Origin of the sequence: Cupriavidus sp. HPC(L), assembly GCF_000307735.3 — a bacterium.
Classification (GTDB): Bacteria; Pseudomonadota; Gammaproteobacteria; order Burkholderiales; family Burkholderiaceae; genus Cupriavidus.
The window spans coordinates 1-10,680 of record NZ_AMPR02000074.1 but is presented as its reverse complement, the minus strand read 5'-3'; the positions used below and the strand labels follow the sequence as shown (position 1 = coordinate 10,680).

The 10,680-nt window shown below is 67.9% G+C and carries 12 protein-coding genes; 7 read left to right on the top strand and 5 right to left on the bottom strand.

Annotation, left to right across the window (positions count from 1 at the left end; genetic code table 11):
* On the bottom strand, nt 1–502 hold a 502-nt coding region (locus B551_RS06095; RefSeq protein ID WP_023263677.1), incomplete at its 3' end, for an alpha/beta fold hydrolase.
* A 47-nt stretch (nt 503–549) separates the two neighbouring features.
* Entirely contained in the window at nt 550–1,620 is a 1,071-nt protein-coding gene (locus B551_RS06090; protein WP_023263676.1) for a M29 family peptidase, read from the bottom strand.
* A gap of 229 nt (nt 1,621–1,849) precedes the next feature.
* Between B551_RS06090 and B551_RS06085 the strand changes: the two genes are divergently transcribed.
* Together B551_RS06085 and B551_RS06080 are read left to right on the top strand one after the other, a co-directional pair.
* Nucleotides 1,850–2,419 carry a flavin reductase family protein gene (locus tag B551_RS06085; protein WP_006578453.1) on the top strand — a complete coding sequence of 190 codons (570 nt, stop codon included), beginning with the start codon at nt 1,850–1,852 and terminating at the stop codon, nt 2,417–2,419.
* A 38-nt stretch (nt 2,420–2,457) separates the two neighbouring features.
* Complete coding sequence (locus B551_RS06080; protein WP_006578454.1) at nt 2,458–2,889, top strand: MarR family winged helix-turn-helix transcriptional regulator; 432 nt, start codon at nt 2,458–2,460, stop codon at nt 2,887–2,889.
* Between the two features lie 40 nt (nt 2,890–2,929).
* Here B551_RS06080 and B551_RS06075 read toward each other — a convergent pair whose 3' ends face one another.
* Nucleotides 2,930–3,412 (bottom strand): Lrp/AsnC family transcriptional regulator, encoded by a 483-nt coding sequence (locus B551_RS06075; RefSeq protein ID WP_006578455.1) that lies wholly within the window; start codon nt 3,410–3,412, stop codon nt 2,930–2,932.
* A gap of 197 nt (nt 3,413–3,609) precedes the next feature.
* On the opposite strand from B551_RS06075, the gene kynB reads away from it, so the two are divergent.
* The 3 genes from kynB (at nt 3,610) to kynA (ending at nt 6,536) form a co-directional block, all read left to right on the top strand.
* Nucleotides 3,610–4,278, top strand: a complete 669-nt coding sequence (gene kynB / locus B551_RS06070) for an arylformamidase (protein ID WP_006578456.1) — start codon at nt 3,610–3,612, stop codon at nt 4,276–4,278.
* 76 nt (nt 4,279–4,354) lie between these two features.
* Nucleotides 4,355–5,611 (top strand): kynureninase, encoded by a 1,257-nt coding sequence (gene kynU / locus B551_RS06065; protein ID WP_006578457.1) that lies wholly within the window; start codon nt 4,355–4,357, stop codon nt 5,609–5,611.
* Nucleotides 5,612–5,633: 22 nt separating this feature from the next.
* Nucleotides 5,634–6,536 carry a tryptophan 2,3-dioxygenase gene (kynA, locus tag B551_RS06060; RefSeq protein ID WP_043437675.1) on the top strand — a complete coding sequence of 301 codons (903 nt, stop codon included), beginning with the start codon at nt 5,634–5,636 and terminating at the stop codon, nt 6,534–6,536.
* Nucleotides 6,537–6,688: 152 nt separating this feature from the next.
* Here kynA and B551_RS06055 read toward each other — a convergent pair whose 3' ends face one another.
* The gene (locus B551_RS06055; protein ID WP_043437677.1) at nt 6,689–7,516 is read right to left on the bottom strand and encodes an IclR family transcriptional regulator; all 828 of its coding nucleotides are present in this window, start codon (nt 7,514–7,516) and stop codon (nt 6,689–6,691) included.
* A gap of 277 nt (nt 7,517–7,793) precedes the next feature.
* Here B551_RS06055 and B551_RS06050 point away from each other — a divergent pair, with 277 nt between their 5' ends.
* Nucleotides 7,794–8,987: an acyl-CoA dehydrogenase gene (locus tag B551_RS06050; RefSeq protein WP_006578460.1), complete on the top strand. Its 1,194-nt coding sequence runs from the start codon at nt 7,794–7,796 to the stop codon at nt 8,985–8,987.
* Nucleotides 8,988–9,219: 232 nt separating this feature from the next.
* Here B551_RS06050 and B551_RS06045 read toward each other — a convergent pair whose 3' ends face one another.
* On the bottom strand, nt 9,220–9,864 hold the full coding sequence (locus B551_RS06045; RefSeq protein ID WP_023263675.1) for a peroxiredoxin: 645 nt from the start codon (nt 9,862–9,864) through the stop codon (nt 9,220–9,222).
* A 407-nt stretch (nt 9,865–10,271) separates the two neighbouring features.
* On the opposite strand from B551_RS06045, the gene B551_RS06040 reads away from it, so the two are divergent.
* Entirely contained in the window at nt 10,272–10,589 is a 318-nt protein-coding gene (locus B551_RS06040; RefSeq protein ID WP_315904136.1) for a DUF883 family protein, read from the top strand.
* Nucleotides 10,590–10,680 lie beyond the last annotated feature (91 nt).

The following is a 10,680-nucleotide window of genomic DNA, read 5'->3' as shown; positions in this document are numbered from 1 at the left end:
GGCCGGCCGCCATCTCGGCCATCGTGCGGCCCGCGTCGAGCGGCGCGGTGCGGGCCGCGATGAAGTCGCGCTGCCAGTCGCCGTCGGCCTTGCCGAAAGCCGGCGAGGTGCCCGACAGCACCATGCCGTCGATCGCCTCGGGCATCGCCGCACAGGCTTGCTGCGCGACCATGCCGCCCATGCTGTGGCCGAGCAGCACCACGCGGCGGCCGGCATCGCGCTCCGCTTGCAGCACCGGCGCCAGCGCGGCGGCGAGGCCGGCGAAGTCGTACGGGGCTATCGTCTCGCTGTCGCCGTAGCCGGGCATGTCCCAGGCGACCGCACGATAGCCGGCGTCGCCGAGCGCGTCGAACTGCGCGGGCCACGCCGCCTTGCCGCCGCCGATGCCATGCAGCATCACGACCGCGACGGGACCGTCGCCGCGGACCAGCGTGGCGATGCCGTTGGCGTGGCGGATCGTGGCATCGCGATCGGCGTCGCGGCGGGAGTCAGGCTGGGACATCGAAGCTCCTGTCTTGGAACGGGTAGGCAAATCGGCGGATAGACGGGTCACCCCGGCATGGCCGCCAGCCGGCCCTGCTCGACCTCGGCTACGCCATCGAGCGTCACCGTGCAGCCGCGCAGCGGCAGATCGAAATGGCCGAGCGTATGGCGGCCGGCCACTTCGTTGGCGCCGGTGGAATAGAGGAAATTGCCGGCGAACGCGCGCAGCTCGGTTCCGTTGCAATCGCGCCGGTCGTAGAAGGTCAGCGCGTCCCAGCGCGCCTGCGGGTTCATGCCCCAGCCGACATGCGAGACCGCGTAGGCGGCGCGCGTGCCCTCCTTGTCGGCCCAGGCCGCGTAGTAGCCGCGCATCATGTCGGCATCGACGCCGTTGCCCTCGATGCCGACGATGTAGTCGTGCTCGACATGGCAGACCACGGTGTCGCGCAGATAGGTCTTGAAGGTCAGGTTGACGTCGCCCGGCGCCAGCACCAGCGTGCCGTTGACCTGCCCGGTGGCGGGGAACGCCAGGCACAGCCCGCCCGGCCAGTGCGCGACCTGGCCCGGCTTGTTGCAATAGCCCCAGACTCCGCCCACGCGCGCGCCGGCCAGGCCGATGCGCAGGTCCGTGCCGGCGCCGGAGCTCACGCGCATCTCGGATGCACCGCGCAGCCGCCGCATCGCCGCGCGCACGCCGGTCTCCAGTTCGGGATCGGGCACGCAGCGTTCGAGGATCTCGGGATGTTCGTTGCTGATCATCAGCAGCCGCGGCACGACGCCGTCGGCGCCCCGCAGGATCCGCGGCAGTTCCGGCGCGTGCAGCAGGCCTTCGACGGTGCAGTCCAGGACCAGATGGCAGCGCGACAGCGCCGCGATCACCGGCTCCAGCTGCTGCAGCGCGTCGCTGGCGCCGGTCGAGCGCACTGGCGCCGGCGCCTGCAGCGCCGGGGTCGGCACGCGCACACGGATCGGCGTCGCGCCCAGCGCCTGCACGGCCAGCTCGGCCAAGTCCACGATGACTTGTCGGGATTGCGACTCCGATACAATGCCGACAACTTCACCCGCGGAAAGCGCGCACAGTTCCAGCGTCCGCCGGAAGGCCGCCAGCCAGCGGTGTTCGATCTGCTCGACGAGCATGACGCTCCTCCTCTGCTGCTTCTGCTGCTGATTGGGACCGGGCCCCGCCCCTCGGTGCGTTCCGCGGCATCGCAGCAAAGTCCCGCCTTGCCGTTTGCGATTCCGCGCCCCGATTGGATTGCTTGTGTTTCTTCGCTGGGGTTTCTTCGCTTGTGTTTCTTCGCTTGTGATTCTGCGTTCTGCGGCAAATAATATATGAAATTTCATGGAAATCAGCGGTACCCGACCTATGGGATTTCCCGACGCCAACCCGCCTGACGGGGACCCGACGCCTTACGGCCAAGCCGCCGCGCCGGACTTCGACGCGATGCATTTCCGCCGCGCGCTGTCGCAGTTCGCCACCGGAGTGACGGTCATCACCACGCGCGCGATGCGCGAATCGCCGGCCGATCCGCCGTTCGTCGGCATCACCGCCAGCTCGTTCAATTCGGTCTCGCTCGATCCGCCGCTGGTGCTGTGGAGCATGGCGACCCGCGCCAACAGCCTGCCGATGTTTCGCGGCGGCTCGCACTACATCATCAACGTGCTGGCCGCGACGCAGCTGGACCTGTGCCAGCGCTTCGCCACGCTCAAGGGCGACCGCTTCGCCGGCGTCGACTACCGGTTGTCGGCGACCGGCCTGCCGATTCTGGCCAATGCGCTGGCCTGGTTCGAATGCCACAACCGCAGCCGCTACGACGAGGGCGACCACGTGATCTTCGTCGGCGAGGTCGAGCGCTGCGGCATCCATGGCAGCGGCGGCCTGCCGCTGGTGTTCCAGGGCGGCGAGTTCTCCACCACCAGCCCGCTGCGCGACTGAACGCGCGCGCTTCTCCACGAGGCCGGCCCAACGTGACCATGCCCTTCGTCGACGGATATCTGCCCTATCTGCTGGCGCGCGCCAGCCATCTGGTATCGGGGGAATTCCACCGCAAGGTCGAGGCGGCGGGCCTGAGCGTGCCGGAGTGGCGCGTGCTGGCGACGCTGGCCGACCGCGACGTCTGCACGGTCGGCGCGCTGGCCGATATCACGCTGACCAAGCAGCCCACGCTGACCAAGCTGCTGGACCGCATGACCGCGGACGGCCTGGTCGAGCGACGCCGCGAAGGCGCACCCGATCGGCGCCAGGCGCTGGTGTCGATCACCGAGCGCGGCCGCGAACGGGCCCGGCCGCTGCTGGTCCAGGCGGCCGAACACGAGGCCCAGGTACTGGCCGCGTTCGGCGCCAGCCAGGGCGACCAGCTGAAGGAAACGCTGCGCCGGCTGATCGCGCTGCACGCGCGGCGGTAGGCAGCGCCAGGCAGGCGGCGCTCTCCTCGCCGGCCGCCTGCTAGCCCGGCGCGCCGGGCTGCACCAGCGCCAACGGCGAACCCTCGGTCTTGATCCGCTGCAGCACGATGTTCGAGCGGATATCCATCACGCCCGGCGTCCGATAGAGCCGGTTCACGATGAAGTCGGAGTAGTGCTTCAGGTTGCGCGCCTGCACGCGCAGGATGTAGTTGCTGTCCCCGGTGATCACATAGGCCGACAGCACCTCGGGCCACGACTGCACCGCCGCGTTGAAGGTGTCGTGCCATCCCTCGACCGCCGGCCGCATCGACACCTGCACGATCGCCTCCAGCTCCAGCCCCAGCCGCTCGGCGTCGAACCAGGCGCGATAGCCGCCAATCACGCCACTTTCTTCCAGCAGCCGCACCCGCCGCAGGCAGGCCGACGGCGACAGCGCCACGCGCTCGGCCAGGTCCTGATTGCTGATGCGGCCGTTCTGTTGCAGGCAGGTCAGGATGCGCAGATCGATGGGGTCGAGGGTCATGTCGAAGATTCTTTCGATGAACAGCCGATAATTCGAATTCTATTCGAAATATGGGTGCGTCGGCTGTTGAAATAGCAAGCCTCTTTCCCGAAATCTTGACTATCATGCCGGGAGCGGCGCGACCGCCGAGTGGCAGCGAATCACTGCCGCGAACCGCTGCCGTATTCCTTCCATCCCCGCGCCGAGGCGCCAGCCCCATGTCCGACGGTTTTTCCGCTTCCTCGCCCTCGCCCACGGCGCGCAGCCTGTGGGACATCAGCCCGCCGCTGTCGCCGGCGACGCCGGTATGGCCGGGCGACACGCCGTTCCAGCAGCAAGCTGCCTGGCAGATGGACGAGCACTGCCCAGTCAATGTCGGCCGCATCACGCTATCGCCGCACACCGGCGCGCATGCCGACGCGCCGCTGCACTACGCGGCCGACGGCGCGCCGATCGGCGAGGTCGATCTGGACCCGTACCTGGGCCCGTGCCGCGTGATCCATTGCATCGGCGCCGCGCCGCTGGTCCGGCCGGAGCAGGTCGCGGGCGCGCTGGCGGGCGCACCGCCGCGCGTGCTGCTGCGGACCTACCGCAGCGCGCCGCTGGCCGAATGGGACCCCGACTTCTGCGCGGTGGCGCCGGAAACGATCGCGCTGCTGGCCGAACACGGCGTGCGGCTGATCGGCATCGACACACCGTCGCTCGACCCGCAGCAGTCCAAGACCATGGACGCGCATCGGATGGTGCGCCGGCATCGGATGGCGATTCTCGAAGGACTGGTGCTCGACGCCGTCGCGCCCGGCGACTACGAACTGATCGCGCTGCCGCTGCGCTTTGCCGGACTCGACGCGAGCCCGGTGCGGGCGGTGCTGCGCAGCCTGGGCTGAGCGGCGACCGGCCCGGCATCCCGGCATTGACAGCGATCGCCCCCGACGGCGATCGACAACCCTCATCAAGGAACCCATGACCGCAACTACCCGCGAGCACTGGCTGTCGCTGGACCGGCAAGACCCCTTGCGCCCGCTGCGCGACGCCTTCGCGCTGCCCGACGGCGTGATCTATCTGGACGGCAATTCGCTGGGCGCCCGCCCGCGCGCGGCCTCGGCCCGCGCCGCCCAGGTGGTCGAGCAGGAATGGGGCGAAGGCCTGATCCGCAGCTGGAATACCGCCGGCTGGTTCGAGCTGCCGCAGCGCCTGGGCAATCTGCTGGCCCCGCTGGTCGGCGCCGGCCCGGACGAGGTCGTCGTCACCGACACCACCTCGGTCAACCTGTTCAAGGTGCTGGCTGCCGCGCTGCGCGTGCAGGGCCTGCGCGCGCCGGGCCGCAAGGTCATCGTCTCCGAGCGCAGCAACTTCCCGACCGATCTGTATATCGCCCAGGGCCTGGCCGATCTGCTGCAGCAAGGCTATTCGCTGCGACCGGTCGACAGCCCCGACGAGATCGACGCCGCGGTGCGCGACGATACCGCGGTGCTGATGCTGACCCACGTCAACTACAAGACCGGCGAGATGCTGGACATGGCGGCGCTGACCGAGCTGGCGCATGCGCGCGGCGCGCTGACGGTCTGGGACCTGGCGCATTCGGCCGGCGCGGTGCCGGTCGCGCTGCGCGAGTCCGGCGCCGACTACGCGGTCGGCTGCACCTACAAGTACCTGAACGGCGGCCCCGGTTCGCCAGCGTTCCTGTGGGTCGCGCCGGCGCTGCGCGACGCGTTCTGGCAGCCGCTGTCGGGCTGGTGGGGCCACGCCGCGCCGTTCGCGATGGAGCCCGACTATCGCCCGCGCAGCGGCGTCTCGCGCTTCCTGTGCGGCACGCAGCCGATGACCTCGCTGGCGATGGTCGAATGCGGGCTGGAGATCTTCGCCCGCACCGACATGCAGGCGCTGCGCGCCAAGTCGCTGCAGCTGACCGACCTGTTCATCGCGCTGGTGGAAGCGCGCTGCGGCCACCATCCGCTGACGCTGGTCACGCCGCGCGAGCACGCGCGCCGCGGCAGCCAGGTCAGCTTCGCCCATCCGCAGGGCTATGCCGTGATGCAGGCGCTGATCGAGCGCGGCGTGATCGGCGACTACCGCGAGCCGCAGATCATCCGCTTCGGCTTCACGCCGCTCTACACTGGTTTTGCGGACGTCTGGGATGCGGTGGAGGTGCTGCGCGACGTGCTCGACAGCGGTGCCTACGAAGCGGCGCGCTTCCAGACGCGCACGGCGGTGACCTGAGCAGCGAGCGAACGAGATGACCATGCAATCCGATAACACCAGGGCCGGACACGGCGGCTGCCCGATGTCCGGCGCGGCGCCCCGCTCCGGCGAGCCTTCCGGCGAGGGCGATTGGCACGGCGCCCAGCTCGACATGCGCCAGCAGATGAGCTACGGCGACTATCTGGCGCTGGACCAGATCCTGAACGCCCAGCATCCGCTGTCGCCCGATCACAACGAGATGCTGTTCATCGTCCAGCATCAGACCACCGAGCTGTGGATGAAGCTGATGCTGCATGAGCTGCGCGCCGCGCGCGAGGCGGTGCGGCGCGACGACCTGCCGCCGGCGTTCAAGATGCTGACGCGGGTGTCGCGCATCATGGACCAGCTGGTGCAGGCCTGGAACGTGCTGGCGACGATGACGCCGCCGGAGTATTCGGCGATGCGGCCCTATCTGGGGATGTCGTCCGGCTTCCAGTCGTTCCAGTACCGCGAGATCGAATTCATCCTCGGCAACAAGAACGCGGCAATGCTGCGCCCGCATGCGCACCGCCCGCAGCACCATGCGCTGGTCGAGCAGGCGCTGCGCACGCCGTCGTTGTACGACGAGGCGATCCGGCTGATGGCGCGGCGCGGCTTTCCGATCGATGCGGCCTGTCTCGAGCGCGACTGGACCGAGCCGGCCGGCTACAACGCCTCGGTCGAGGCGGCGTGGCTGGAGGTCTATCGCCAGCCCGAGGCGCACTGGGAGCTGTACGAGCTCGGCGAGAAGTTCGTCGATCTGGAGGATGCGTTCCGCCAATGGCGCTTCCGCCATGTCACCACGGTCGAACGCGTGATCGGCTTCAAGCGCGGCACCGGCGGCACCGAGGGCGTCGGCTATCTGCGCAAGATGCTCGACATCGTGCTGTTCCCCGAACTGTGGAAGCTGCGTACCGACCTGTGACCGGTGCGTGAATCCAGAACACCAGTCGTCCCCGCGGAGGCGGGGACCCAGCGACTTTCAAAGACACTGACTTTCAAAGACACTGGATTCCCGCTTTCGCGGTAACGACATCCCGGTTGTTCGGATGCTTTCAGCGTCTCGAACGGCTGCCCTCAGCGCGTGGCCCCGCCCGCCCCTTCCGACAGCCGCGCCGCCAGCGCGCGCAGCGCGGGCGCCAGCGTCTGGTGGAACGTCGCTTCGTCGACGCTGCCATACGACGCGCTGCAGCTAAGCATGTGGATGTCCTTCTCGCCGATCGGCCGGAATGCCACCGCGCAGGCGTGGATCGCCGGGTGCCAGTCGCGGAACGAGGCCGCGTAGCCGCGCTGCTCGGCCTCCGCCACCGCCGCCCGCATCGGCGCCTGCTGCGCCTTCCATTGCTCGGGATAGGCCTGCGCGAATTCGGCCAGCAGGCGTTCGCGCTTCGGGCCGGGCAGCGCCGCCAGATAGGCGCGCCCCATCGAGCTTGATACCAGCGACAGCCGCGATCCGACGCCGAGCCCCAGCATCGAGCCGGCATCGTTGCGGATCGACTCCAGATAGATGACCTCCAGCCGCTCGCGCTTGCCAAGCGACACCGACACGCCATGCGTCTGCGCGAACGCCAGCATATGGGGCCGCGCCAGCGCTACCACGCCGGAGGCCGACAGGTAGGCAAATCCGAGCGCCAGCACGCCGGCGTCCAGCGCGTACTTGCCCAGGCTCTCGTCGTAGCGCAGATACCCCAGTTGCACCAGCGTGCCGGCCAGGCGGCTGACGGTCGCCTTCGGCAGGCCGGTACGGCGTACGAAGTCCTGGTTGCCCAGCATCGACTCGCCGGTGCGAAAGCACCGCAGCAGCTCCAGGCCACGGGCCAGCGCGGTGACGAAGTTCGGATCGCTCTCGCGCGCCGCACGGTCGGGCTTGGCCTCGGGGGCGGCGGGGGCGGCGGCAGAAAGCACGTCGGAGTTGGCCACGGCGGGCTCCTCAGTCGAAGGCGTTGAGATGCGGTGAAAGGAAAGTCGGGACGTTTCGGGACGTGTCGCGACGGCAGGACATGGCTGTTGCCGGCCGGACGCTTTGCGCTATACTAACGCATCGGAACATGGTTCCGCAATGCGGAACCTCAAAACAAGACCGGCGGCACGCCGCCAGCCGGTCCGCCGCGCCGATTTCCACGTTCCATTTCAAGTTCAATCACGCTGACCCGCGTTTACCGCTCTACCGAAGGAGACCTCGATGGCCGCCAACGCCGAATTCCACTGGGCCGACCCGCTGCTGCTCGACCAGCAACTGACCGCCGACGAGCGCATGGTGCGCGACGCCGCCGCGGCCTACTGCCAGGACAAGCTGATGCCGCGCGTGCTGGAGTCGTTCCGGCATGAAAAGACCGACGCGACCATCTTCCGCGAGATGGGCGAGCTCGGCCTGCTCGGCCCGACCATTCCCGAGCAGTACGGCGGCCCGGGGCTGAACTACGTCAGCTACGGCCTGATCGCCCGCGAGGTCGAGCGCGTCGATTCGGGCTATCGCTCGATGATGAGCGTGCAGTCGTCGCTGGTGATGGTGCCGATCTACGAATTCGGCAGCGAGGCGCAGAAGCAGAAGTACCTGCCCAAGCTGGCCACCGGCGAATGGATCGGCTGCTTCGGCCTGACCGAACCCAACCACGGCTCCGACCCGGGCTCGATGGTGACGCGCGCGAAGAAGGTGGACGGCGGCTACGAGCTGAGCGGCGCCAAGATGTGGATCACCAACTCGCCGATCGCCGACGTGTTCGTCGTGTGGGCCAAGCTGATGGGCGAGGACGGCAAGGAGGCCATCCGCGGCTTCATCCTCGAAAAAGGCTGGAAGGGCCTGAGCGCGCCGGCGATCCACGGCAAGGTCGGCCTGCGTACCTCGATCACCGGCGAAATCGTGATGGACCAGGTGTTCGTGCCGGAAGAGAACCTGATGCCGGGCGTCAGCGGCCTGAAGGGTCCGTTCACCTGCCTGAACTCGGCCCGTTACGGCATCGCCTGGGGCGCGCTGGGCGCCGCCGAATTCTGCTGGCATACCGCGCGCCAGTACACGCTGGACCGCAAGCAGTTCGGCCGCCCGCTGGCCGCGACCCAGCTGGTGCAGAAGAAGCTGGCCGACATGCAGACGGAAATCACGCTGGGCCTGCAGGGCTGCCTGCGCCTGGGCCGGATGAAGGACGAGGGCACCGCGGCGGTCGAGATCACCTCGATCATGAAGCGCAATTCGTGCGGCAAGTCGCTCGACATCGCCCGCGTGGCGCGCGACATGCTCGGCGGCAACGGCATCTCGGACGAGTTCGGCGTGATCCGCCATGTGGTCAACCTCGAGGTGGTCAACACCTACGAAGGCACGCACGACATCCACGCGCTGATCCTGGGCCGCGCGCAGACCGGCATCCAGGCCTTCTTCTGAGCGGCCTTGCGCTGAACCGGGCCGCGCACGCACGCACGGCCCAGCACGCACGGCCCAATAAAAAGGCCCGGCTGTCGCCGGGCCAAAGCACACTACCAAGGAGACGACGGGCGAACCCGTCGGTACGACACCGTTGCCGCCGCCTCGGCCCGCTTGCACCACGCGGACCCGGGCGGCGTTTTCGTTTCTCTTTCCGTTACCGTTTCTGTTTCTGTCTCCGTTCCCGGGACACTTATTGCTGCTTGTCCGGCTGCGGCGTCATCCGCAGGTACGGGCGAATCGCCTTGTAGCCCTTCGGGAACTTCTGCTTGATCACCTCTTCGTCCTTCAACGACGGCACGATCACCACGTCCTCGCCCTGCTGCCAGTTGCCCGGCGTCGCCACGCTGTGCTTGTCGGTCAGCTGCAGCGAATCGATGACGCGCAGGATCTCGTTGAAGTTGCGGCCGGTGCTGGCCGGATAGGTAATGATCAGCCGCACCTTCTTGTTCGGATCGATCACGAACAGCGAGCGCACGGTCAGCGTCTCGTTGGCGTTCGGATGGATCATGTCGTAGAGCTCGGACACCTTGCGGTCGGCGTCGGCCAGGATCGGGAAATTGACCTGGCAGCCCTGCGTGTCGTTGATGTCCTGGATCCAGCCCAGGTGCGACTCGACCGGGTCCACCGACAGCGCGATCGCCTTGACGTTGCGCTTGGCAAACTCGTCCTTGAGCTTGGCCGTCAGGCCCAGTTCGGTCGTGCAGACCGGCGTGAAATCCGCCGGATGGGAGAACAGCACGCCCCAGCTGTCGCCTAGCCATTCGTGAAAGCGGATGCGGCCTTCGCTGGAATCCTGTTCGAAGTCCGGCGCAATGTCGCCTAGCCTCAGTGCCATGGTTTGCCTCCTTGCCTGTCAGTCGTCAGTGGTCTGTCCAATGATGCTTGCCTCCGGGCAAGCCAGCGCCCGCACTCAGACCAGTCTATTCCGATTGCGGTGAGACACAAACAAATATAAAGTCACTACAACATCACGCGAAGTCATTTGCCGAATCAATCGTCGAAGACTTCCGCGTGACGCCGAAACCCGCCGCCACCTCGCGATCGGGACGCGCCGGACGGGCGCGCGACGCCTGACGGCGTGCCGGCCGAGCAAAACCACTAAGGTTTGCATCGCGCTGCGCCGATGTCCTACATGACTTGTAGGACTCGCTGTCTTGAAACCATTGCTGAGCGCCGCATATCCTAGGAAATGCTTGGACCGCAGCAAGGCGAAGACACCCTACGAGAGCGAGGAAGGCCAACATGCAACTATCCGAAACAACCGCCCGCAACCAGGAGAAACTGATGAGCGATGTCAAAACCGTCCTGTCCGATGCCGAGGAGCTGCTCAAGCAAGCCGCCTCGACCACCGGCGAGAAGGCCGCCGAACTGCGCGAGCGTGGCATGGGCCTGCTGAAGCAAGCCAAGGAAAAAGCGCAGGACCTGCAGGACGCCGTCGTCACCAAGAGCAAGGCCGCGGCCCGGGCCACCGACGACTACGTACATGACCACCCCTGGCGCGCGGTCGGCATCGCCGCCGGCGCCGGTCTGCTGATCGGCCTGCTGCTCAATCGCAAGTAAAGCCAGCCGGTCGGGCCGGCGGAGGCAGCCGGTTCCCGCGCCCGACCGCGACTTGCCGGCCTGCGCCGGCGCCCAGCCGGGCCCCCGTTCG

What these genes read in the sequence shown, in the direction of transcription:
- B551_RS06090 (WP_023263676.1), bottom strand. Translation starts at nt 1,620, where the DNA reads ATGCTCGTCGAGCAGATCGAACACCGCTGGCTGGCGGCCTTCCGGCGG.
- B551_RS06085 (WP_006578453.1), top strand. Translation starts at nt 1,850, where the DNA reads ATGGGATTTCCCGACGCCAACCCGCCTGACGGGGACCCGACGCCTTAC.
- B551_RS06080 (WP_006578454.1), top strand. Translation starts at nt 2,458, where the DNA reads ATGCCCTTCGTCGACGGATATCTGCCCTATCTGCTGGCGCGCGCCAGC.
- B551_RS06075 (WP_006578455.1), bottom strand. Translation starts at nt 3,412, where the DNA reads ATGACCCTCGACCCCATCGATCTGCGCATCCTGACCTGCCTGCAACAG.
- kynB (WP_006578456.1), top strand. Translation starts at nt 3,610, where the DNA reads ATGTCCGACGGTTTTTCCGCTTCCTCGCCCTCGCCCACGGCGCGCAGC.
- kynU (WP_006578457.1), top strand. Translation starts at nt 4,355, where the DNA reads ATGACCGCAACTACCCGCGAGCACTGGCTGTCGCTGGACCGGCAAGAC.
- kynA (WP_043437675.1), top strand. Translation starts at nt 5,634, where the DNA reads ATGCAATCCGATAACACCAGGGCCGGACACGGCGGCTGCCCGATGTCC.
- B551_RS06050 (WP_006578460.1), top strand. Translation starts at nt 7,794, where the DNA reads ATGGCCGCCAACGCCGAATTCCACTGGGCCGACCCGCTGCTGCTCGAC.
- B551_RS06045 (WP_023263675.1), bottom strand. Translation starts at nt 9,864, where the DNA reads ATGGCACTGAGGCTAGGCGACATTGCGCCGGACTTCGAACAGGATTCC.
- B551_RS06040 (WP_315904136.1), top strand. Translation starts at nt 10,272, where the DNA reads ATGCAACTATCCGAAACAACCGCCCGCAACCAGGAGAAACTGATGAGC.